This is a genomic window from Blastococcus sp. HT6-4, assembly GCF_039679125.1.
GTDB classification, from domain to species: domain Bacteria; phylum Actinomycetota; class Actinomycetes; order Mycobacteriales; family Geodermatophilaceae; genus Blastococcus; species Blastococcus montanus.
This window is the reverse complement of sequence record NZ_CP155551.1, coordinates 3,327,393-3,350,310: the sequence shown is the minus strand read 5'-3', so window position 1 is coordinate 3,350,310 and position 22,918 is coordinate 3,327,393. Positions and strand designations below refer to the sequence as shown.

20 protein-coding genes are annotated in these 22,918 nt (G+C 74.2%); 15 read left to right on the top strand and 5 right to left on the bottom strand.

All coding sequences use genetic code 11. From position 1 onward, the window contains the following. The first annotated feature begins 36 nt into the window (after positions 1-36). From mnmA to ligA, 4 genes are all read left to right on the top strand, one after another. Positions 37-1,110 (top strand): tRNA 2-thiouridine(34) synthase MnmA, encoded by a 1,074-nt coding sequence (gene mnmA, locus ABDB74_RS15930; protein WP_346619737.1) that lies wholly within the window; start codon positions 37-39, stop codon positions 1,108-1,110. An 86-nt stretch (positions 1,111-1,196) separates the two neighbouring features. Further along, positions 1,197-3,062, top strand: coding sequence for a bifunctional metallophosphatase/5'-nucleotidase (locus tag ABDB74_RS15925; RefSeq protein ID WP_346619736.1), 1,866 nt, complete (start codon positions 1,197-1,199; stop codon positions 3,060-3,062). A 35-nt stretch (positions 3,063-3,097) separates the two neighbouring features. Then, on the top strand, positions 3,098-4,144 hold the full coding sequence (locus ABDB74_RS15920) for a methionine synthase (protein WP_346619735.1): 1,047 nt from the start codon (positions 3,098-3,100) through the stop codon (positions 4,142-4,144). A gap of 100 nt (positions 4,145-4,244) precedes the next feature. Continuing rightward, entirely contained in the window at positions 4,245-6,404 is a 2,160-nt protein-coding gene (ligA, locus tag ABDB74_RS15915; protein WP_346619734.1) for an NAD-dependent DNA ligase LigA, read from the top strand. A 91-nt stretch (positions 6,405-6,495) separates the two neighbouring features. Here ligA and ABDB74_RS15910 read toward each other — a convergent pair whose 3' ends face one another. Further along, positions 6,496-7,176 carry an ACT domain-containing protein gene (locus ABDB74_RS15910; protein ID WP_346619733.1) on the bottom strand — a complete coding sequence of 227 codons (681 nt, stop codon included), beginning with the start codon at positions 7,174-7,176 and terminating at the stop codon, positions 6,496-6,498. A gap of 167 nt (positions 7,177-7,343) precedes the next feature. On the opposite strand from ABDB74_RS15910, the gene gatC reads away from it, so the two are divergent. Genes gatC through ABDB74_RS15885 form a run of 5 tightly spaced genes read left to right on the top strand, consistent with a single transcriptional unit; the run spans position 7,344 to position 11,430 of the window. Further along, complete coding sequence (gene gatC, locus ABDB74_RS15905) at positions 7,344-7,661, top strand: Asp-tRNA(Asn)/Glu-tRNA(Gln) amidotransferase subunit GatC (RefSeq protein ID WP_346619732.1); 318 nt, start codon at positions 7,344-7,346, stop codon at positions 7,659-7,661. Continuing rightward, positions 7,658-9,184, top strand: a complete 1,527-nt coding sequence (gatA, locus tag ABDB74_RS15900) for an Asp-tRNA(Asn)/Glu-tRNA(Gln) amidotransferase subunit GatA (RefSeq protein WP_346619731.1) — start codon at positions 7,658-7,660, stop codon at positions 9,182-9,184. The genes gatC and gatA overlap by 4 nt, the downstream gene beginning before the upstream one ends. Then, on the top strand, positions 9,181-9,378 hold the full coding sequence (locus ABDB74_RS15895; protein ID WP_346619730.1) for a hypothetical protein: 198 nt from the start codon (positions 9,181-9,183) through the stop codon (positions 9,376-9,378). Before gatA ends, ABDB74_RS15895 begins: the two co-directional genes overlap by 4 nt. After that, the gene (gene gatB, locus ABDB74_RS15890; protein ID WP_346619729.1) at positions 9,375-10,877 is read left to right on the top strand and encodes an Asp-tRNA(Asn)/Glu-tRNA(Gln) amidotransferase subunit GatB; all 1,503 of its coding nucleotides are present in this window, start codon (positions 9,375-9,377) and stop codon (positions 10,875-10,877) included. The genes ABDB74_RS15895 and gatB overlap by 4 nt, the downstream gene beginning before the upstream one ends. 10 nt (positions 10,878-10,887) lie before the next feature. Continuing rightward, positions 10,888-11,430 (top strand): GNAT family N-acetyltransferase, encoded by a 543-nt coding sequence (locus ABDB74_RS15885; protein ID WP_346619728.1) that lies wholly within the window; start codon positions 10,888-10,890, stop codon positions 11,428-11,430. Positions 11,431-11,444: 14 nt separating this feature from the next. Here the strand turns inward: ABDB74_RS15885 and ABDB74_RS15880 are convergent, their stop codons facing one another. Next, a complete protein-coding gene (locus ABDB74_RS15880; protein ID WP_346619727.1) occupies positions 11,445-12,575 on the bottom strand; it encodes a PQQ-dependent sugar dehydrogenase in 1,131 nt (376 codons plus the stop codon). Positions 12,576-12,649: 74 nt separating this feature from the next. On the opposite strand from ABDB74_RS15880, the gene ABDB74_RS15875 reads away from it, so the two are divergent. Then, on the top strand, positions 12,650-13,597 hold the full coding sequence (locus tag ABDB74_RS15875) for a 2-hydroxyacid dehydrogenase (protein ID WP_346619726.1): 948 nt from the start codon (positions 12,650-12,652) through the stop codon (positions 13,595-13,597). Here the strand turns inward: ABDB74_RS15875 and ABDB74_RS15870 are convergent. Next, entirely contained in the window at positions 13,575-13,988 is a 414-nt protein-coding gene (locus tag ABDB74_RS15870) for a PH domain-containing protein (protein WP_346619725.1), read from the bottom strand. The two genes, ABDB74_RS15875 and ABDB74_RS15870, sit on opposite strands and share 23 nt — an antisense overlap. 65 nt (positions 13,989-14,053) lie before the next feature. Between ABDB74_RS15870 and ilvD the strand changes: the two genes are divergently transcribed. The 4 genes from ilvD (at position 14,054) to ilvC (ending at position 19,584) form a co-directional block, all read left to right on the top strand. Beyond that, complete coding sequence (ilvD, locus tag ABDB74_RS15865) at positions 14,054-15,778, top strand: dihydroxy-acid dehydratase (RefSeq protein WP_346619724.1); 1,725 nt, start codon at positions 14,054-14,056, stop codon at positions 15,776-15,778. Between the two features lie 305 nt (positions 15,779-16,083). After that, positions 16,084-17,967, top strand: coding sequence for an acetolactate synthase large subunit (locus ABDB74_RS15860; protein ID WP_346619723.1), 1,884 nt, complete (start codon positions 16,084-16,086; stop codon positions 17,965-17,967). Positions 17,968-17,980: 13 nt separating this feature from the next. Beyond that, positions 17,981-18,511 carry an acetolactate synthase small subunit gene (gene ilvN, locus ABDB74_RS15855; RefSeq protein WP_346619722.1) on the top strand — a complete coding sequence of 177 codons (531 nt, stop codon included), beginning with the start codon at positions 17,981-17,983 and terminating at the stop codon, positions 18,509-18,511. A 44-nt stretch (positions 18,512-18,555) separates the two neighbouring features. Further along, positions 18,556-19,584, top strand: a complete 1,029-nt coding sequence (ilvC, locus tag ABDB74_RS15850) for a ketol-acid reductoisomerase (protein ID WP_346619721.1) — start codon at positions 18,556-18,558, stop codon at positions 19,582-19,584. 63 nt (positions 19,585-19,647) lie between these two features. Here ilvC and ABDB74_RS15845 read toward each other — a convergent pair whose 3' ends face one another. Both ABDB74_RS15845 and ABDB74_RS15840 read right to left on the bottom strand, forming a co-directional pair. Then, the gene (locus ABDB74_RS15845) at positions 19,648-20,349 is read right to left on the bottom strand and encodes a hypothetical protein (protein WP_346619720.1); all 702 of its coding nucleotides are present in this window, start codon (positions 20,347-20,349) and stop codon (positions 19,648-19,650) included. Positions 20,350-20,475: 126 nt separating this feature from the next. Continuing rightward, complete coding sequence (locus tag ABDB74_RS15840) at positions 20,476-21,159, bottom strand: hypothetical protein (protein ID WP_346619719.1); 684 nt, start codon at positions 21,157-21,159, stop codon at positions 20,476-20,478. 156 nt (positions 21,160-21,315) lie between these two features. Between ABDB74_RS15840 and serA the strand changes: the two genes are divergently transcribed. Further along, positions 21,316-22,917, top strand: a complete 1,602-nt coding sequence (gene serA / locus ABDB74_RS15835; RefSeq protein ID WP_346619718.1) for a phosphoglycerate dehydrogenase — start codon at positions 21,316-21,318, stop codon at positions 22,915-22,917. Position 22,918: the final 1 nt, after the last annotated feature.

Below are 22,918 nucleotides of genomic sequence, written 5' to 3'. Positions count from 1 at the left end.
GGAGCGGCGCGACCGCGGAGCCGAGCGAGGAGCGCGATGAAGGTGCTGGCCGCGATGAGCGGGGGAGTGGACTCCGCCGTCGCCGCGGCGCTCGCGGTGGACGCGGGGCACGACGTCACCGGCGTGCACCTGGCGCTGTCGCCGGACCGGCAGACCCTGCGCAGCGGCGCCCGGGGGTGCTGCAGCGTCGAGGACGCCCACGACGCCCGGCGGGTGGCCGACGAGCTCGGCATCCCCTTCTACGTCTGGGACCTCGCCGACCGCTTCCGCGAGGACGTCGTCGACGACTTCGTGGCCGAGTACGCCGCGGGGCGGACGCCGAACCCGTGCCTGCGCTGCAACGAGAAGATCAAGTTCACCGCGGTGCTCGACCGGGCCCGGGCCCTGGGCTTCGACGCCGTGGTCACCGGGCACCACGCCCGGCTCGCCGACGGCGAGCTGCGCCGGTCGGTGGACGCCGCCAAGGACCAGTCCTACGTGCTCGGGGTGCTGACCCCCGAGCAGCTCGCGGCGGCCCGGTTCCCGCTCGGCGGCATGACCAAGGACCGCGTCCGCGAGATCGCGGCCCAGCGCGGGTTCGCGGTGGCCACCAAGGCCGACTCCCACGACATCTGCTTCATCCCCGACGGCGACACCCGCGGCTTCCTGGCCCGCACGCTGGGCAGCCGGCCCGGGCCGCTGGTCGACGCGGCCACCGGGGCCACCGTCGGCGAGCACGACGGCACCTACGGCTTCACGGTCGGTCAGCGGCGCGGGCTGGGCGTCAGCGTCGGCGACCAGCGGCCGCGGTACGTCCTGAGCATCGAGCCGGTCAGCCGCACGGTGACGATCGGCACCGCGGACCAGGCGGGGATCGCCGAGGTGCGCACCGGACCGCCGACGTGGACCGGTGCGCCGCCGGCGCTGCCGATCGACGCCGAGGTCCAGTTGCGGGCGCACGGGAGGCCGGTGGCCTGCACGGTGTCCGGAGCCGGGGACGGCGGGTTGCGGATCGTGCTCGCGGCCGAGGAGCGCGGCGTCGCCGCGGGTCAGTCGGCGGTGCTGTACGCGCCCGACGCCGAGCGCGGTGATCGGGTGCTGGGCCAGGGCCGGGTGGTGCACGCCGGCTGACGACGGTCGCGCGGGCGGCTCGAGTGGCGGATGTCCCGTCGGGCTGGTGATGTTGATCAACCGTTCCGCGTCACCGAGGAGGCCGTGTGCTGCCGTGCCGTCGAGACGCGGCGATCGTCGTCGCGCTGTCGCTGTCGCTGGCACTGACGGCGTGCGAGGGCTCGACGGCTCCGTCGGCCGACGCCGCCACCGGGGAACGGGGCGGGATCGACCTCCCGGTCACCGAGACCGAGGTCCAGGTGCTGGCCATCAACGACTTCCACGGTCGCCTGGACGCACCCGTGGGACGGGACGGTCTCCTCGAGACGGGGGAGCCGGGGCCGGGGGAGGACGGGGTCCCGGGCACGCCGGACGACGGTCCCCAGCTCGCCGGGGGAGCCGCGCACCTGGCGAGGGCGTTGGCGGACCGGCGCGCGGACTTCGGCGGGAACGAGCAGGATTCCCTCACGCTCGCCGCGGGCGACCTGGTGGGCGCCTCCACGTTCGCCTCCGCGCACTACCAGGACGAGCCGACCATCGAGGTCCTCGATGCTCTCGGCCTGGACTTCTCCGCCGTCGGCAACCACGAGTTCGACTTCGGCAAGGACGAGTTGTTCCGCCTGTCCGGTGCGACGGACGGGCAGTTCTCCGACGACGTCGAGGCCTGCGACGGCGTCGACCCGGGGACGGACGGCTGCTTCCGCGACAGCGAGGGCACGACCTTCTCCGGCTCGAGCTTCGGGTACCTCGCGGCCAACGTCCGGGACACGGCCACGGGGGACCCGGTGCTCCCCCCGTACGCGGTGGTGTCCACCACCGGCGGCACGAGGATCGGGATCATCGGCGTCGTCACCCGGGAGACGCTCGACTACGTCCGTGCCTCCGCGGTCGACGGCCTGACGATCGAACCCCCGGCAGCGGCGGCGAACCGGTACGCCGCCGAGCTGCAGGACCGCGGGGTGGAGGCCATCGTCCTCCTCGCGCACGAGGGCGGCGTGCAGTCGGAGGGCGTGCGGCCGGACACGTGCGCCGGGGACCTCGCCGGAACCCCGGCCGGCCGGCTGAACGCCGATGTCTCGCCGGCCGTCGATGCGATCGTGGGCGGCCACACGCACGCGCCGTACACCTGCACGCTCGCCGATCCCGCGGGGCGCCCGCGACCGGTGACGCAGGCGGCCACGTACGGGCGGTCGGTCACCGACCTCCGCCTGGTCGTCGGCGTCGACGGGGACGTGGACCGGGAGCGCACCAGGGCGACCGCGGTACCGGTCCTGCGGACCGACGCCGACCCGCGGGTGGAGAGCATCGTCGACCACTGGGTGGCCCGAGCCCAGCCCGAGGGTGACCGGGTGGTGGGCGAGGTGCTCGAGGACATCCGGCCCGGGCCCGAGCCGGAGTCCCCCATGGGCGTGCTCGTGGCCGATGCCCTTCTCGCGGCCGTGCAGGACGAGCGCCACGGGCGTCCCGTCCTCGCCTTCACGACCGTGCCCATGCTGCGGGCCGGCCTGCTCACCGACGACGGCGATCCGCCGGGAGCGGCCGGAGTCGTGACCTACCGGGACGTCTTCCGCGCGCTGCCGTTCGGGTTCCGCGTCGAGACCCTCACCGTCACCGGCGCCGCCATCCACGAGGCGCTGGAACACCAGTTCACCCGCGGTGACGCCGTCGGCCTGAGCACCTCCGGTGGGCTGACCTACCGGTACGACCCGGCGCTGCCGGCGGGCGACCGCGTCGACCCCTGCTCGGTGCGCCTCCACGGCACGCGGATCGAGCCGGAGGGCAGGTACCGGGTGGCGATGACGGCCTATCTCCGGCAGGGCGGCGAGGGCTACACCTCCTTCGCCGGTGGTGAGGACGTCGTCAGAGGGGCGTCGGACAGGAAGGCCCTGCTCGGCTATCTCGAGGCCAACTCGCCCGTGACCCCGCCGGCGCTGGGTGCCGCCGTGCCGACGGACCAGCGGTCTGCGTGCTGACCTGACGCACCGGGCGGCGGGATACCGTCGCTGTCGTGGCCTCACCCTTCGACCGTGCCGACCGCGAGCCGGCGCCTGCCCGCCCCGACGACGGCCGGCCGGCCGGGACGGGGTGGGGGCCGGCCTCCGGCATCGGGTCGCTGCCCGGCAGCGACCCGGCCGAGGCGCTGCGCACGGTGGTGGGGGAGCTGCCGGACTTCGCCCACCTGCCCGAGCTGCCCGGCCGCGGCGCGGGCGCCGACATGCTCGGCCGCAGCGCAGCCCTCCTGGTCGACCTCGCCGTGGACCTGACCCCTGCGGGCTGGCGGCTCGTGCCCCGCCCGGGCGTCGACCAGCGCCGGGCCGAGGAGTTCCTCGCCCGCGACCTCGACGCGCTGCACGACGTCGCCGAGGGGTGGACCGGGCCGTTCAAGGTGCAGGCCGCCGGGCCCTGGACGCTGGCCGCCGGGCTGGAGCGCACCCGGGGCGACCGGGCCGTCGTCGACGCCGGCGCCCGTCGCGACCTCGCCCAGTCCCTCGCGGAGGGGCTGTCCGCGCACGTCGCCGCCGTCTCGGCACGGGTCCCCGGCGCCCGCGTCGTCGTCCAGCTCGACGAGCCCTCGGTGCCCGCGGTCCTCCAGGGGGGCCTGCCCACCGTCAGCGGGTTCGGCAAGCTGGCCGCCGTCGAGCCCTCCGTCGTCGAGCGGGAGCTCGCGGCGATGATCGACGCCGTCGGGGTCCCGGTGGTGGTGCACTGCTGCGCCCCCCGCATGCCGCTGGACCTGTTCCGCGCTGCCGGGGCGGCCGGGCTCTCCTTCGACCTGGGGCTCGTGCAGGACCTCGACGCGGTCGGGGGCGCCGTCGACGCGGGGGTGCACCTGCTGGCCGGCGTGGTACCCGGGACGGACTCGGCACTGCCGGCGCCGAAGGCCACCGCGTCCCGGGTGCAGGCCTGGTGGCGCGAGCTGGGCTTCCCCCTCGACCAGCTTCCGGGGGCCGTCACGCTCACCCCGTCGTGCGGCCTGGCCGGTGCCACGCCGGGGTACGCGCGGGAGGCCATGGGTCACGTCCGCGAGGCGGCGAAGTACCTCCGCCCGGACTGACCGTCCAGCGCGGCTCGCCCACGTCGTGGTCGCCGCGGTTCCGTGCCACGACGGGGTGAGCGCCGGTTGGCCGTCGTACCCGCCGGATACCGTTCTCGCCGTGACCGCGCCATCGCCGGAGCAGGAGCCCGCCGTCCTGGACGAGCCGTCGGTCGTCGTCGTGACCGACCGGGAGGACCTCACGGAGGTCCCCGACGACGCGCGCACGCGGCACCGCGACCTCGCCGAGGAGCTCGACCGCTACGCCTTCGCGTACTACGTGCGGGACGAGCCGCTGGTCAGCGACGGCCAGTACGACGAGCTGATGGGCGAGCTGAAGGCGCTCGAGGCGGCCCACCCGGCGCTGATCAGCCCCGACTCGCCCAGCCAGAAGGTCAACGGCGGGTTCGCCGCCACCTTCTCGCCGGTCCAGCACCTGGAGCGGATGCAGAGCCTGGACAACGCGTTCAACGGCGACGAGCTCTCGGCCTGGGCGGCACGGGTCGAGCGCGAGGGCGCCGCCGGGGCGAGCTACCTCTGCGAGTTGAAGGTCGACGGCGTCGCCGTCGACCTGGTCTACGAGTCCGGCCGCCTGGTCCGGGCCGCCACCCGTGGGGACGGCGTCACGGGTGAGGACGTCACCGCCAACGTCGTCACCATGGACGACGTCCCGCTGCAGCTGGTCGGCGTCGACGTGCCGGAGCTGCTCGAGGTGCGGGGTGAGATCTACTTCCCGGTGGCCGCCTTCGCCGAGGTCAACGCGACGATGGTGGAGCAGGGCAAGCCGCCGTTCGCCAACCCGCGCAACGCCGCCGCCGGCTCGCTGCGGCAGAAGGACCCGAAGGTCACCGCGTCCCGGCCGCTGCGGCTGGTCGTGCACGGCCTGGGCGCCCGGACCGGGTTCGAGCCGGACCGGCAGTCGGCGGCCTACGACGGGCTGCGCGCGCTCGGCCTGCCGGTCAGCGACCGGTTCGAGGTGGTCGACGACCTCGAGGGCGTGTGGGCCTACATCGAGCGCTACCGCGAGCAGCGGCACTCCGTCGCGCACGAGATCGACGGCGTCGTGGTGAAGGTCGACCAGGTGGCGCTGCAGCGGCGGCTGGGCTCCACCTCCCGCGCCCCGCGCTGGGCGATCGCCTTCAAGTACCCCCCGGAGGAGGCGACGACGACGCTCCTCGACATCCGGGTCAACGTCGGGCGCACCGGCCGGGTCACCCCCTTCGCGTTCATGGAGCCCGTCAAGGTCGCCGGCTCCACCGTCCAGCTGGCCACGCTGCACAACGCCAGCGAGGTGAAGCGCAAGGGCGTGCTGATCGGCGACACCGTCGTCATCCGCAAGGCCGGTGACGTCATCCCCGAGGTGCTCGGACCGGTGGCGGCGGCCCGCACCGGCGACGAGCGCGAGTTCGTGATGCCGACGCACTGCCCGGAGTGCGGCACCGAGCTGCGGCCGGAGAAGGAGGGCGACGCCGACATCCGCTGCCCGAACGCGCGGTCCTGCCCGGCGCAGCTGCGGGAGCGGGTCTTCCACGTCGCGGGCCGGGGCGCCTTCGACATCGAGAACCTGGGCTACGAGGCGGCGGTCGCGCTGCTGCAGAGCCACCTGCTGCAGGACGAGGGCGACCTGTTCTTCCTCGACGAGGAGCAGTTGCGGCGCTCGGCCTTCTTCACCCGGAAGAACGGCACCCTGTCGGCCAACGGCGCCAAGCTGCTGACCAACCTGCAGACCCGCAAGGACGTCCCGCTGTGGCGGGTGCTGGTCGCCCTGTCGATCCGGCACGTCGGGCCGACCGCCGCCCAGGCCCTGGCCCGGGACTTCCGCTCGATGGACCGGATCATGGCCGCGAGCGAGGAGGAGCTGGCGGCCGCGGACGGCGTCGGCCCCACGATCGCCCGGTCGGTGCAGGACTGGTTCGCCGTCGACTGGCACCGGGACGTCGTGGAGAAGTGGCGGCAGGCCGGCGTGCGCATGGCCGACGCCGCCGAGGACGCCCCGCCGGGGCCGCTCACCGGCGTGACCGTCGTCGTCACCGGCTCGCTGCGAGACCACAGCCGCGATCAGGCGATCGCGGCGATCCAGGAGCGCGGCGGCAAGGTGACCGGCTCGGTGTCGAAGAAGACCGGCTTCGTCGTCGTCGGCGCCGACCCGGGCAGCAAGTACGACAAGGCCGTGCAGGTGAAGGCGCCGATCCTCGACGACGACGGATTCCGGGTGCTGCTCGACCAGGGCCCGGACGCGGCACGCGAGGTGGCGACGATCGGCGACGGCAGCGACTCCTGACCGCCCGGCGTCGGAACGGTGGCGGGATGGTCCGGGCGACCGGGCCGGTGGGTGTGGTGGTGGTGAGCGTGCCGGCGCGGTGGGGAGTTGCTCAGTCCGGCGGCAGGTGGGTGACCGTGGCGGCGATCCCGGTCAGGTGCGCCAGCCGCAGCAGCTCCGAGCGCCGGAACGCCGGGCCGCCCGAGCGGCCGATCACGACGGCGCGGGTCCCGCTGCCGTAGGGCGCCGTCATCATCTCGATGGCCATCTCCTGCCAGCGTTCGGGCAGCCACGAGTCGTCGCTCGGGAGCAGCCGCGGCCCGGTCAGCGGCAGCCAGGGCAGGGTGAGGCCGAGGAAGGACGGGGCCGCCTCCGAGGCGGCCAGCACCGACTCCTCGGGGAGGGGGGCCGGCTGCCCGTCGCCGTCGAGGATGACCGCCCAGCCGCTGTGGAAGACCCGGGGCAGCTCGGCGGCGAGCAGCCGGGCCGCCGCCCCGTCCCCGCCGCGCGCCAGCGCGTCGAGGAGCTCCAGCTCGCGGTGGGTGTCCAGCGGGCCGGCGAAGGGTCGCAGCGACTCCACCTGCACCCCGGGCACCGACTGCGCGGCGGTGATCAGGCCGTCGGGCAACCGGTCGTCGGGCAGGTCGACGACGACGTCGTCCACGGCGATGCCGTTGCCCCGTTCCAGCACGTCCAGGGACACGATGTCGACGCCGGCGGTGCCCAGAGCGGTCGCCACGGCACCGAGGGCGCCGGGGCGGTCGGGCAGGACCAAGCGCAGGAGATAGGACACGGTTCCTCCGGGAAGTCCTCGCCGGTGCGGGCCGATCTCCGTCGATCGCGATCGGGGTCAGCCTCTCACGCTGACCAGCGACGGAGGCCCCCACGTACAGTGACCCGGTCACGTCCCGGGCCGAGAGCGGGCCGACGGGCACTGCCGAAGTGGAGTTCCACCGCAGCATGAGCACCCCCTCCCCGAAGGGCCAACTGACCCGCGACGAGGTGGCGCACCTGGCGCACCTGTCCCGGCTGGCGTGCAGCGACGAGGAGCTCGATCTCTTCGCCGGCCAGCTCGCCGCCGTGCTGGACGCGGTGGCGCAGGTCGGCAAGGCCGACGTCACCGACGTCGCGCCCACCACGCACGCGGTCCCGATGACCAACGTGATGCGGCCCGACGTCGCCCGGCCGAGCCTGCCCCGCGACGTCGTCCTCGCCGGCGCCCCCGCCGCGGAGGACGACCGCTTCCGCGTGCCGCGCATCCTCGGGGAGGAGTCGTGAGCGACGTGACGACGACCGACGTCGCCGAGCTGTCCCGCGCGCTCTCGGCCGGTGAGGTCAGCTCCGCCGAGGTCACCCGCGCCTACCTCGAGCGCATCGCCGCGGTGGACGGCGAGCTGGGTGCCTTCCTGCACGTGGACGCCGACGCCGCGATCGGGGCCGCCGAGGCCGTCGACGCCGCGCGCGCGGCCGGGAGCGAGCTCGGCCCCCTGGCCGGCGTCCCGGTGGCGCTGAAGGACGTCTTCGTCACCGAGGGCGTCCCCACCACCAGCGGGTCGAAGATCCTCGAGGGCTGGCGCCCGCCGTACGATGCCACGGTCACCGCGCGGCTGAAGTCCGCGGGCACCGTGCTGCTCGGCAAGACGAACATGGACGAGTTCGCCATGGGTTCGTCCACGGAGAACTCGGCCTACCAGGTGACCCGCAACCCGTGGGACCGCAGCCGGATCCCCGGCGGCTCCTCGGGCGGCTCCTCCGCGGCCGTCGCCGGTGGGCTCGCGCCGTGGGCGCTGGGCACGGACACGGGTGGCTCCATCCGCCAGCCGGCGGCGCTGACCGGCCTGGTCGGGCACAAGCCGACCTATGGCTCGGTCTCCCGGTACGGGATGATCGCGTTCTCCTCCAGCCTCGACCAGGCCGGCCCGATGACCCGCACGGTCCTCGACGCGGCGCTGCTGCACGAGGCGATCGCCGGGCACGACGCGTACGACTCCACGAGCATCGACGCGCCCGTCCCGGTGCTCGCCGAGGCCGCGCGCCGGGGGGCCGCGGGCGAGCTCGCCGGTCTGACGGTGGGCGTCGTCCGGGAGCTCGGCGGCGAGGGGCACGCCGACGGCTACGAGGACGGCGTGCTCGCCCGCTTCCAGGAGGCGGTGGCGCTGCTGGAGAGCATGGGAGCCGAGGTCCGCGAGGTCTCCTGCCCGGCCTTCGACCTGGCCCTGCCGGCGTACTACCTGATCGCGCCGAGCGAGGCGTCGTCGAACCTGGCCCGCTTCGACGGGGTCCGCTACGGCGTCCGCGTGGGCGACGACGGCGCCCGCGACCTCGACGAGGTCATGGCGCTCACCCGCGAGCAGGGCTTCGGCCCCGAGGTGAAGCGCCGGATCATCCTCGGCACCTACGCGCTGTCGGCCGGCTACTACGACGCCTACTACGGCCAGGCGCAGAAGGTCCGCACGCTGATCACCCGCGACTTCACCAGCTCCTGGGACGACGTCGACGTGCTGGTCAGCCCGACGAGCCCGACGGTGGCCTGGTCGGTCGGCGCCCGCGTCGACGACCCGATCGCCATGTACGCCGCCGACCTGTGCACCCTGCCGGCGAGCCTGGCCGGCGTGCCGGCCATCTCGGTGCCCTGCGGGCTGTCCGAGGGCCTGCCGGTCGGCTTCCAGATCATGGCGCCGGCGCTGGCCGACGACCGCTGCTACCGGGTCGCCGCCGCCCTCGAGGCCGCACAGGACGCCGCGCGCGGGCACCGGCTGCTCGACGAGCTCGGCCGCACCGCGGCGGGTGGTGCGGCGTGAACGGTGCCCTGAAAGCGGCCTGGGCGCTCACCGCGTTCGTCGTCGTCGCCGGGCTCGTGCTCTGGCTGACCACCGGCGAGGTGATCTTCGCCGCGTTCATCGTCCTCGGCGTGCTGACCGGGATCGGCGCGTGGCTGACCGGGCGCACGCAGCCTCCCGGCCGCCCCGGCCCCAAGGAGAACACCCCCTCATGAGCACCGACACCCTGGTCGACTACGACGAGGTCCTCACCCGCTACGAGCCGGTGATCGGGCTGGAGACCCACGTCGAGCTGGGCACCGCGTCGAAGATGTTCTGCGGCTGCTCGACCACCTTCGGCGCCGAGCCGAACACCCAGACCTGCCCGGTCTGCCTGGGCCTGCCCGGCTCGCTGCCGGCGGCGAACGCCGCCGCGATCGAGGCCACCATCCGCATCGGCCTCGCACTGGGCTGCCGGATCGCCACCTGGTCGCGCTTCGCGCGGAAGAACTACTTCTACCCGGACATCCCCAAGGGCTTCCAGACCAGCCAGTACGACGAGCCGCTGTGCACCGCCGGGCACCTCGACGTCGAGGTCGACGGCGAGAGCTACCGCGTCGAGATCGAGCGGGTGCACCTCGAGGAGGACACCGGCAAGAACCTGCACGTCGGCGGCTCGACCGGACGCATCCACGGCGCCGACCACTCGCTGGTCGACTACAACCGCGCCGGCATCCCGCTGGTGGAGATCGTCACCCGGCCGATCCCGGGCGCCGGGGCCAAGGCCCCCGAGGTGGCCAAGGCCTACGTCACCGAGCTGCGCGAGATCCTGCTCGCCCTCGGCGTCTCCGAGGTGCGCATGGAGCAGGGCAACCTGCGCTGCGACGTCAACACCTCGCTCGCGCCGATCGGCAGCCTCGAGTGGGGCACCCGCACCGAGACCAAGAACGTGAACTCGCTGCGTTCGGTGGAGCGCTCGGTGCGCTTCGAGATGCGCCGCCAGGCCGCCGTCCTGGACGCCGGTGAGCGCGTCGTCCAGGAGACGCGCCACTTCCACGAGGACACCGGCACCACCTCCTCGGGTCGCAGCAAGGAGGAGGCCACCGACTACCGGTACTTCCCCGAGCCCGACCTGGTGCCCATCGCCCCCGACGAGGAGTGGGTGGAGAAGTTGCGGGCCGGGCTGCCCGAGCTGCCCGCCGCCCGCCGGGCCCGCCTCTCCGACGAGTGGGGGATCTCGCCGACGGAGATGGCGTGGCTGGTCAACGCGGGCGCCGTCGAGCTGGTCAGCGAGACGGTGGCCGCCGGCGCCTCGCCCGGCGACGCCCGCAAGTGGTGGCTCGGCGAGCTGGCCCGCCGGGCCAACGACGCCGGCACCGACCTGGGCGAGCTGGCCGTGACCCCGGCGCAGGTCGCCGAGCTGATCGGCCTCATCTCCGCCGGCACGATCAACGACCAGCTGGCCCGGCAGGCGCTCGACGGGGTCCTCGCCGGTGAGGGCGATCCGGCCGCCGTCGTCGAGGCCCGCGGCCTGGCGGTCATGGGGGAGTCCGACGAGCTGGTCGCCGCCGTCGACGCGGCGATCGAGAGCAACCCCGACGTCGCCGACAAGGTGCGCGGTGGGAAGGTGCAGGCGATCGGGGCGCTGGTCGGCGCGGTCATGAAGACGACCCGCGGCAAGGCCGACGCGGCCACGGTCAAGCGGATGCTGGAGGAGCGGCTGGTCAGCTCCTAGCCTGTCCGGCGTGGACCTGCCCGAGGTCGCGCTGCGGCCCCTCCGGCGTGCGGACTTCCCGCTGATCGCGCGCTGGCTCGCGGAGCCGCTCGTGGCCCGCTGGTGGGCCGACGACCCCGGCGCGGCGGCCGTCGAGGCGCAGTACGGCTCCAGCGTCGACGGCACCGATCCCACCGCGGTGTACGTCGGGGTGCACGCGGGCGAGCCGTTCGGGCTGGTGCAGGTGTACCGGCTGGCCGACGAGCCGGGCTCGCTCGCGGAGCTGAGCGCGGTGTGCCCGGTGCCGCCGGGCGCGTTGAGCATCGACTACCTGGTCGGCACCGCGGACGCCCGCGGCCGGGGCCTGGGGGCGGCGCTCATCGCGGCCGCCGTCGCGCGCGGGTTCGCCGGCCACCCCGACGCGCGGGACGTCCTGGTGCCCGTGGCGCTGGGCAACGAGGCGTCCTGGCGGGCGCTGCGCCGCGCGGGCGCCACCTGGTACGCCGAGGGCGACCTCGAGCCGGACAATCCGGTGGACCCGCCCGACCACGTCGTCCACCGCTTCCGGCGGTGACGGCGGGGACCGGTCTACAGCGGGGAGTCGGGCTGGCCGCCGGGCGGGCGGATGCGCAGCACCTTGTCGTCGTCCTCGGCGGGGGTGCCGATGCCGTCGCGGTTCGAGGTGGTGATCCACAGCGCGCCCTCGGTGTCGAGGACGACGCTGCGCAGCCGGCCGTACCGGTCGGCCAGCACCTCGCCGGTGGTGTCCTCGAGCGGCGCGCCGCTGCGGTCGAGGGTCATGACGTGCACGCGCTCGCCGTCCAGCGCCCCGAGGAAGACCGTGCCGTTGGCCACGGCGCAGCCGCCGAGCCCGCCCTGCTCGGCGGGGACCTCGAACAGCGGTGCGCCGTCGCCGCCCTCCTGGACGACGTCGAACTCGTCGGGGCCCTCGCGGGCCTCGTCCGTGGCGTACATCCGCTGCTGGTCCTGGCACAGCGCCGTGACGTCGCGGTGGCCCCGGCTGAACACCGGGCCGCCGGGCCCGGCGGGGTGGCCGAAGACGTCGATCCTCAGCACCTTGCCGGCCAGCGACGCCGGGTCGGCCGCCAGCGCGGGGTCGCCGGCGTCCCCGGTGCCGACGTAGAGGTACCCGTCGGCACCCGTGAGCAGCCCGCCTCCGTTGCCGACCTCGCCGCGGGGGATCCCGGTGAGGACCGGGTTGGGGGTGCCACCGATGGGGAAGCGGACCACCCGGTTGTCGGCGGCGGTGGAGACGTAGGCGAACAGCAGGCCGTCCTCGGGGAACGTCGGGGACAGCGTCAGCCCCAGCAGTCCGCCGTCGCCCGTCGTGTCCAGGCCGGGCAGGGTCATGAGCTCCCGCACCGGGGAGCGGTCGGGGAACACCTGGAGCAGCCGCCCGGTGTCCCGCTCGCCGACGATCGCCGATCCGTCGGGGAGGATCACCAGGCCGGTGGGGACGCTCAGCCCGGAGGCGACGACGTTGGGGTCGCCGGCCTCCTCGCCCGATCCCGGCTGGGCCGGCTCGGCGGGGGCCGGCACGGGGGCCGGGGGCGGCCCGACCTCCGGCGGTGCGCCCTCGGGCAGGGGGCGGAACGGGCCGGCGGGCTCGTACCCGCCGCCCCCGCAGCCGGAGAGCAGCACGCCGGCCAGCAGGGTGGCGAGCACCCGCGGTGCGCTCCGCGCCCTCGTCGGCCTCACCCGGCCCACAGTACGTGCGCCGGGGAGCCGGACGCCGTGTGCGCGAGCCCTGTGCCGCTGGCTAGCGTGAGGCCGTGACGACCCTGGAACTGCCGGCCGACGAGGCGCTGCACGTCCTGGTGCCCTCCCGCGCCCTCGGAGCCGCCGTGGAGGCGTTGTCCCCCCGCGTGCGCGCACACCGCGTCGACCCCGCGGAGGGCGCGCCGGCCGGTGACGCCGCGCTCGCGCAGGTCTGGGTGCCGCGCTCCGGTGGCGCCCCGGTGCCGGATGATGAGTTCTTCGCCGCGCTGCCCGGCCTGCGCCTCGTGCAGCTGCTCACCGCGGGCGCCGAGAAGTTCGCCGGACGGCTGCCAGCGGGGGTCGTCCTGTGCAACGCCCGGGGGGCGCACACGCCGTCGACGGCGGAGTGGGCGGTCGCTGCGACGCTCGCGGCCCAGCGCGGGCTGCCGTTCTTCGTCCGGGAGCAGGACGCCGGCCGGTGGTCGTTCAGCACCCACCGGTCGCTGGTCGGGGCCCGCGTGCTCGTGGTCGGCGCGGGCGACATCGGCCGGGCCATCGGCCGGATGCTCGCCGGGTTCGACGTCGAGCTGACCTACGTCGCGCGCACCGCCCGCGACGGTGTGCGGGCCATCAGCGAGCTCCCCGATCTGCTCCCGCAGGCCGACGTCGTGATCCTCATCGTGCCGGTGACACCGGCGACCACCGGCATGGTCGACGTGGAGTTCCTCGCCGCGATGCCGGACGGAGCGCTGCTGGTCAACGCCGCCCGGGGCGTCGTCGTCGACACCGACGCCCTCGTCGCCGAGCTGACCACGGGGCGGCTGCGCGCGGCGCTGGACGTGACCGACCCCGAGCCGCTGCCCGCGGGCCACCCGCTGTGGTCGGCCCCCGGGCTGCTCCTCACCCCGCACGTCGGCGGCGCGGTGCCCCAGACCGACGCGCGGGCGACCGCGGCGGTCACCGAGCAGCTCCGCCGGGTCCTCGCCGGGCAGCCGCTGATCAACGTCGTCGGCGAGTACTGAGGGGCCGGGCGCTACCGGGCCGGGGGAGGGGGACCTCCAGCCGGCCGCCCGAGGCCGCCGCCAGCCGGGGCAGGTCGCGCGACCGCAGCACCGGCAGGCGGATCTCGGTGCCCCGGGTGGTGACCAGCCAGAGCGCTCCGCGCTCGCCCACCCGCAGGCCGGCCGTCTCGGACCAGGGCACCGTGCGGGAACCGACCAGGGAGCGGGCGGTGACCCCGTCCTCGCCGACGTCGACCCCGGCCCGCAGCACCCATGCGGCGACGGCGACCGGGACGAGCAGCAGGAGCAGCAGCCACGGCGACGCGGCGGCCGTCGGGACGACGCAGACCGCGAGCACGACCACGGGCAGCAGCGCGGTCCGGCCCATCCGGAACCGGGCGGGAGGGGGCACGCGGAACGATGCTGCCACCCCCGGCCGCGCCCCCGGGGACGGGCACCGGCCTACCATCGCCGCTCGTGACGATCGGCGAGGACCTCATCCCCGGCAACGAACCGGCCAGCGAGACGCACAGCCCGCTCAAGCCGCGCAGCTACGAGGTGACCGACGGCCTGGCGAAGGCGCCGGCCCGGGCCATGCTGCGCGCGGTGGGCATGGGCGACGACGACTGGGAGAAGCCGCAGATCGGCGTCGCCTCGTCGTGGAACGAGATCACCCCGTGCAACCTCTCGCTGGACCGGCTGGCCAAGCGGGCCAAGGAGGGCGTGCACGCCGCCGGCGGCTACCCGCTGGAGTTCGGCACCATCTCGGTGTCCGACGGCATCTCGATGGGCCACGAGGGGATGCGCGCCTCGCTGGTCTCCCGCGAGGTCATCGCCGACTCCGTCGAGACCGTCATGTTCGCCGAGCGGCTGGACGGCTCGGTGCTGCTGGCCGGGTGCGACAAGTCGCTGCCCGGCATGCTGATGGCCGCCGCGCGGCTGGACCTCGCCAGCGTGTTCCTCTACTCGGGCTCGACGATGCCGGGCAAGCTCGGCGACCGCGATCTGACGATCATCGACGTCTTCGAGGGCGTGGGGGCCTGCGCCCGCGGCCTCATCACCCGCGACGAGCTGGCCGAGATCGAGAAGGCGGCCTGCCCCGGGCAGGGCTCCTGCGGCGGCATGTACACGGCCAACACCATGGCCAGCGTCGCCGAGGCGCTGGGCATGGCGCTGCCCGGCAGCGCGGCCCCGCCGGCTCCCGACAGCCGGCGCGACGCGTTCGCCGTCGCCTCCGGCGAGGCGGTCGTGAACCTCCTGCGCAAGGGCATCACCGCGCGCCAGATCATGACCAGGGAGGCCTTCGAGAACGCGATCACCGTCGTCATGGCGCTCGGCGGCTCGACCAACGCCGTCCTGCACCTGATGGCGATCGCGCACGAGGCGCAGGTCGACCTCACGCTCGAGGACTTCAACCGGATCGGCGACCGCACCCCGCACCTGGCCGACGTCAAGCCCTTCGGCCGCTTCGTCATGACCGACGTCGACCGGATCGGCGGTGTCCCGGTCGTGCTGCGGGCGCTGCTCGACGCCGGGCTGCTGCACGGGGACACGCTCACCGTGACCGGGAAGACGATGGCGGAGAACCTGGCCGAGATCGCCCCGCCGGACCCGGACGGCACGATCATCCACGCGATGAACGAGCCCATCCACCGGACCGGCGGCATCGTCGTCCTCCGCGGATCACTCTCGCCCGAGGGGGCGGTCGTGAAGTCGGCCGGCTTCGACGCCGAGGTCTTCGAGGGCACCGCCCGCGTCTTCGACGGCGAGCAGGGCGCCATGGACGCCGTCACCGACGGCACGCTGAACGCCGGCGACGTCGTCGTCATCCGCTACGAGGGCCCGCGGGGTGGTCCGGGCATGCGGGAGATGCTCGCCGTCACCGGGGCGATCAAGGGCGCGGGCCTGGGCAAGGACGTCCTCCTGCTCACCGACGGCCGGTTCTCCGGCGGCACCACGGGGCTGTGCATCGGGCACGTGGCCCCCGAGGCGGCCGACGGCGGCCCGATCGCGCTCGTCCGCGACGGCGACCGGATCCGGCTGGACCTGACGACCCGCACCCTCGACCTCCTGGTCGACGACGCGGAGCTCGCCGCCCGCCGCGAGAGCTGGGAGCCCCTGCCGCCGCGCTACACCACCGGGGTGCTCGGCAAGTACGCGAAGCTGGTCGGCTCCGCCGCGCAGGGTGCCATCTGCGGGTGACCGCGGGGGACGCCGGCGTCCGGATGTCAGATCTGGACGCCGGTGTCCACCTAGTGGGACGAGGTGGTTGACGCCGGGCCGCGAGGGGGCGCACAGTGACGGGGTGCCTCGCACCAGCATGCTCGCCGACGCCCGCACCCGCGGCGTCCTCGTACTCGCGTAGCGCGTCCGGTCACCGACCGACGCGCTGACCCTTCGTGCCCGTGGCACGAGGGGTTTTTTGTTGGCCGTGACCCGACGCCGGGTGAGCACGCCGCCCGTCGCACCAGCCCGTACCACGCCGCAAGGCACAGGAGATCCGCGAGATGACCAGCACCCCGAACGAGGCCCCGGGCTCCGAGGCCGCCACCCGCGAGGCCGCCGCGTCGCTGACCGGCGTCGAGACGACCGCCCGATCGGTGGCCGAGAGCGCCGCCGAGCCGGCCACCGGCATCACCGGGGCGCAGAGCCTCGTCCGCTCGCTCGAGGCCGTCGGCGTGGACGTCATCTTCGGTATCCCGGGCGGGGCGATCCTGCCCGCCTACGACCCGCTGTTCGACTCCCAGGTCCGCCACGTCCTGGTCCGCCACGAGCAGGGCGCCGGGCACGCGGCGACCGGCTACGCGCAGGCCACCGGTCGGGTCGGGGTCTGCATGGCCACGTCCGGCCCCGGGGCCACCAACCTGGTCACCCCGCTGGCCGACGCCTACATGGACTCGGTGCCCATCGTGGCGATCACCGGCCAGGTGCCGAGTGCGGCCATCGGCACCGACGCCTTCCAGGAGGCGGACATCCGGGGCATCACGATGCCGGTCACCAAGCACAACTTCCTGGTGACGACGGCGGCGGAGATCCCGCAGCGGATCGCCGAGGCCTTCCACCTGGCCGCCACCGGCCGGCCCGGCCCCGTCCTGGTCGACATCCCCAAGGACGTGCTCCAGGCGACGACGGACTTCGCCTGGCCGCCGCGGCTGGACCTGCCCGGGTACAAGCCCACCACCCGTCCGCACGGCAAGCAGGTGCGCGAGGCGGCCGCGCTGATCGCCGCCGCCCGCCGGCCGGTGCTCTACGTCGGCGGCGGGGTGCTCAAGGCGCAGGCCAGCGAGGAGCTGGCCGAGCTGGCCGAGCTGACCGGGGCGCCGGTGGTCACCACTCTCATGGCCCGCGGGGCGTTCCCCGACAGCAGCCCCCAGCACCTGGGCATGCCGGGCATGCACGGGACGGTCGCGGCGGTGACCGCGCTGCAGAAGGCCGACGTGATCGTCGCCCTGGGGGCGCGCTTCGACGACCGCGTGACCGGTGAGCTGTCGAGCTTCGCCCCGGAGGCGCTGGTCGTCCACGCCGACATCGACCCGGCCGAGATCGGCAAGAACCGCAAGGCCGACGTCCCGATCGTGGGCGACGCCAGGGAGACGATCACCCAGCTGACCGACGCCCTGCGCGCCGAGCACGCGGCCGGTCGCGTCCCGGATCTCGCGGCCTGGTGGGCCCAGCTCGACGACTGGCGGACGCGCTACCCGCTCGGTTACGACTGGCCCGAGGACGGCGCGCTGTCGCCGCAGTACGTGATCGAGCGGCTGGGCGCGATCGCCGGCCCCGAGGCGATCTACACCTCCGGCGTGGGCCAGCACCAGATGTGGGCTGCGCAGTTCATCCGCTACGAGAAGCCGGGCACGTGGCTCAACAGCGGCGGCCTCGGGACGATGGGTTACGCCGTCCCCGCCGCCATGGGTGCCAAGTACGGCTGCCCGGAGACCACCGTGTGGGCCATCGACGGCGACGGCTGCTTCCAGATGACGAACCAGGAGCTGGCCACCTGCGCCATCGAGGGCATCCCGGTGAAGGTCGCCGTCATCAACAACGGCAACCTGGGCATGGTCCGGCAGTGGCAGACCCTCTTCTACGAAGGCCGCTACTCCAACACCAAGCTGCACGCGCGCAACCCCGACGGCACCCCAAAGCCCGTGCGCATCCCCGACTTCGTGGCCCTGGCCGAGGCACTGGGCTGCGTGGGGCTGCGGTGCGAGAGCGCGGACGACGTCGACGCGGTCATCGAGAAGGCCATGGCGATCAACGACGCCCCGGTGGTGATCGACTTCGTCGTCGGCTCCGACGCCCAGGTGTGGCCGATGGTCGCCGCGGGCGCGAGCAACGACGCGATCCTGGCCGCGCGCGACGTGCGCCCGGTCTTCGGCGACAACCAGGTCTGAGAGGACGACGCAGATGACCCGCCACACCCTGTCGGTCCTCGTCGAGAACAAGTCCGGCGTGCTGGCCCGCGTCTCGGCGCTGTTCAGCCGCCGGGGGTTCAACATCGAGTCCCTCGCCGTCGGGCCCACCGAGAACGCGGACCTGTCCCGCATGACGATCGTCGTCGACGCGGAGAGCCAGCCGCTGGAGCAGATCACCAAGCAGCTGAACAAGCTCATCGAGATCATCAAGATCGTCGAGCTGGACGGCGAGGCCGCGGTCCAGCGGGAGCTGCTGCTGGTCAAGGTCCGTGCGCCCATGGCCGAGCGGACCCAGGTGCTGCAGACCGCGGAACTGTTCCGGGCCCGCGTCATCGACGTCAACCCCGACACGGTGACCCTCGAGGCCACCGGGACACCGGACAAGCTCCAGGCGCTCCTGGCGGTGCTCGCGCCGCTCGGGATCAAGGAGATGGCCCAGTCGGGCACCGTCGCCCTGGGCCGGGGCCCGCGGTCGATGTCCGGCGCCGGTACCTTGCGCCCGGTCGACCAGCGCTCCGCGTGAACCGCTCCACCCGTAGAACAACCCGAAGGGAAACCGCAACCAGCATGGCCGCCGAGATCTTCTACGACGACGACGCCGACCTCTCGATCATCCAGGGGCGCACCGTCGCCGTCCTGGGCTACGGCAGCCAGGGGCACGCCCACGCGCTGTCTCTGCGCGACTCGGGCGTCGACGTCCGCGTCGGCCTCCCGGAGGGCAGCAAGAGCCGCCCCAAGGCCGAGGCCGAGGGTCTGCGCGTGGTGACGCCGGCCGAGGCAGCCGCCGAGGCCGACCTGATCATGATCCTGGCGCCGGACCACGTGCAGCGCACGCTCTACGCGGAGTCGGTGGAGCCGAACCTGCAGGACGGTGACGCGCTGTTCTTCGGCCACGGCTTCAACATCCGGTTCGGCTACATCAAGCCCCCGGCCGGCGTGGACGTGGCGATGGTCGCCCCCAAGGGCCCGGGCCACCTGGTGCGCCGCGAGTTCGAGAACGGCAAGGGCGTGCCCTGCCTGGTCGCCGTCGAGCAGGACGCCAGCGGCAACGCGCTGCAGCTCGCGCTCTCCTACGCCAAGGCCATCGGCGGGTCGCGGGCCGGCGTCATCAGGACGACGTTCGCCGAGGAGACCGAGACCGACCTCTTCGGCGAGCAGGCCGTGCTCTGCGGTGGCGCCAGCGCGCTGATCACCGCCGGGTTCGAGACCCTCACCGAAGCCGGCTACCAGCCGGAGGTGGCGTACTTCGAGTGCCTGCACGAGCTCAAGCTGATCGTCGACCTCATGTACGAGGGCGGCATCGCCAAGCAGCGCTGGTCGGTGTCCGACACCGCCGAGTACGGCGACTACACCTCGGGCCCGAAGGTGATCGACGCCCGCGTCAAGGAGTCCATGAAGGAGGTCCTCGGCGCGATCAAGGACGGCTCCTGGGCCGCGGCCTTCATCGCCGACCAGGACGCCGGTGCGCCGGACTTCAAGGCCAAGCGCGCCGCGGCCGAGGCGCACCCGATCGAGGAGACCGGGCGCAAGCTGCGCGGGCTGATGAGCTGGGTGTCGGCGTCGGACGACTACACCGGGACCGCCGCGCGTAGCTGACGACGGACGAGAACGGCCCCCGCTGCCCGAGGCAGCGGGGGCCGTTCGTCGTCTGCGGGGCGCTCAGTAGCTGATGCCCCGGGAGGCGAAGTACTGCTTGGAGCTCTCCTGCCGGAGCAGGAACACGATGAGGCCGGCGATGACCAGGCTCAGGATGCCTGCGGGGCTGAACTCGAAGCCCTGCACGAGCAGGGAGATGACCCCGAGCAGCCACAGGGCCACCGTGGCGTAGGCGGCGTACAGCAGCAGCGTGGGCGACTTCCCCTGGAGGACCCGCACGCCGCCGACGACCATCGCGATGGAGACGGCGATCCCGAGGATGCCCAGGAGGATGTCGATACCGGTGATCTCGATCCCGAGGTCGTCGACCATCGAGGCCCCCACCAGCCCGAGCAGGCCCAGCAGGGCGCCGAGGCCGCCCCACACGAGGCCGATGACCCCTGCGGCGGTCACCTGCCCCGGGCGCTGGCTCTGGGGGGCCTGGCCGTAGCCGGCCGGGGCGGCGGGGTATCCGCCGGGACCCTGGCCGTAGCCCTGGCCGGGCTGCTGGCCGTAGCCCTGGCCGGGCTGCTGGGCGGGACCCTGGCCGTAACCCTGGCCGGGCTGCTGGGCGGGACCCTGGCCGTAACCCTGGCCGGGCTGCTGGCCGTAGCCCTGGTCGGGCCCCTGGCCGGGCTGCTGGCCCGCCGGCGGACCCCAGCCGGGCTGTCCCTGCGGCGCACCCCCCTGCGGGTAGTCGGGGTCGGAACCGGTGGGGCTGGACATCGCAGCGTCCTCCTGGTGGTGTGGCGGCCCGTGGTGGCCACCTGACGACCGATCGTAGGGACGATCACCCGCGAGTGGGTTCTCCGCGGCCGGCTGTGGATGCGCGCCGTCGGTGGATCACCCGGTTCAGCGACCGGCGCGGCGGAACCGGTGGGCGGCGTAGAACTGGGCCGAACTGCGGAGGGTGAGCAGCACGACCATGGCGATCGCGGCGGCGAGCACCAGCAGGAGGACGAGCATGCTGGCCGGCTCACCCTCCGCGAGGGCGCCGATGAAGATCAGGCCGGCGAAACCGATCGTGAGCGAGCCCCCGACGATCAGCGGCACCCGGCTGCGCCCGGTCAGGGCCCAGACCGATCCCCAGATCATCAGCGCCGTGTAGCCGAGGAACAGCAGGCCGGCGACGACGAGCCCGAATCCGACCGCCGTCTCCGCTTCGGCCCCGAGGTCGGCGAACGCCGGGTCGGACTCGGCGAGCTGCAGGAACGCCGCGCCGCCGACGACGACGCCCAGGACGGCCAGCAGGCCGAACGCGGCGAAGAGGAAGCCGAGCACCGCGGCGACGACGACGGGAGCCGGTCGTGCCGGCCGGCCGGGCGCGCCGTAGGGGCCGTGGCCCGGGTAGGGCTGCCCGTACCCCTGCTGGCCGTACCCCTGCTGGCCGTAGGGCTGTTGCCCGTACCCCTGCTGGCCCCAGGGCTGCTGCCCGTACCCCTGCTGGTCCCAGGGCTGCTGGCCGTGCGCCGGCGGGCCGCCGGTCGGGCCGTGCGGAGTGGTCTCGGGACGGCCGGGATCGTCGGACTGGCTCATGCTTCCCTCCGGTGGGCGCCGCTGGGGCCGGCGCAGTCGATCACCAGCATGTCCGCGTCCGGCGCGCCCGGGCAAGCCCACGGGCCGGGCTCGCGGGTGGACCGGTCGGCGGGGGCCCGCAGTGGACACGGAGGAGCGCTCCTACGCTGTGTTCCCGTGACCACGACCGCGCCCGTCGTCCTGATCGCCGAGGAGCTCGCACCGAGCGTGCTGGAGGTCCTCGGGACCGACGTCGAGATCCGTCATGTCGACGGCGCCGACCGGTCGGCCCTGCTGCCCGCGCTCGCGGATGCGGCGGCGGTGATGATCCGCAGCGCGACGCAGATCGACGCCGAGGCCCTCGCCGCGGCCCCGAAGCTCGAGGTGGTCGCCCGCGCGGGGATCGGCCTGGACAACGTCGACGTCGCCGCCGCCACCGAGCGCGGCGTGATGGTGGTCAACGCCCCGACCTCGAACATCGTGAGCGCCGCCGAGCACGCCGTCGCTCTCCTGCTCTCCGCCGCCCGGCACATCCCCGCGGCCGACGCCTCCCTGCGCGAGGGCACCTGGAAGCGCTCGGCGTTCACCGGCGTCGAGGTCACCGAGAAGACCGTGGGCGTCATCGGTCTCGGCCGCATCGGCGTGCTGGTCGCCCAGCGGCTCGCGGCGTTCGGTGTCGAGCTGATCGCCTACGACCCCTACATCCAGCCCGGTCGCGCGGCGCAGCTCGGCGTCCGGCTGGTCACGCTGGAGGAGCTGCTCGCCGAGTCGGACTTCATCACCATCCACCTGCCCAAGACGCCGGAGACCCTGGGGCTCATCGGCGCTGCCGAGCTGGCGACCACGAAGCGGGGCGTGATCATCGTCAACGCCGCCCGCGGCGGGCTGGTCGACGAGGCGGCCCTGGCCGACGCCCTCCGGTCCGGTCAGGTCGGTGCGGCCGGCATCGACGTCTACGCCACCGAGCCCTGCACCGACAGCCCGCTGTTCGGCCTGCCGAACACGGTCGTCACCCCCCACCTGGGCGCCTCGACGACCGAGGCGCAGGACAAGGCCGGCGCCGCGGTGGCCCGCTCGGTGCGCCTGGCGCTGCGGGGCGAGTTCGTGCCCGACGCGGTGAACGTGCAGGCAGGCGGCGTGGTGGCGGAGGACGTGCGTCCCGGTCTGCCGCTGGCCGAGAAGCTGGGCCGGGTGTTCACGGCCGTGGCCGGCGGCCTGGCCCAGTCGGTCACGGTGGACGTACGCGGCAAGCTCGCCGAGTTCGACGTCTCCGTGCTCTCCCTCGCCGTGCTGAAGGGCGTCTTCTCCGACGTCGTCGAGGAGCAGGTCACGTACGTGAACGCGCCGCTGTTCGCCGAGCAGCGCGGTCTGGACGTCGCCCTGACCAGCGACCCGGAGAGCCCGACCTACCGCAACTACGTCCGGGTGTGCGGAGCGATGGCCGACGGCACCCAGGTGACCGTCGCCGGCACGCTGTTCGGGAAGAACCAGGTGCCGCGGCTGACCGAGGTCGACGGGTTCGAGATCGACCTGGCGGCATCGGGCTACCTGCTCTTCTTCGTCTACGCCGACCGGCCCGGGGTGGTCGGCACGGTGGGCGCGGCGCTCGGGGAGGCCGCCGTCAACATCGCCGGTGCCCAGGTCAGCCGGGCCACCGAGGGTGGTGAGGCCCTCATGGCCGTGACCGTGGACAGCCCGGTGGGGCCGGAGCTGCTGCAGCAGATCGCCGGGCGCATCGGGGCGCGCGCCGCCCAGGCCGCCGACCTCACGAGCCTCTGAC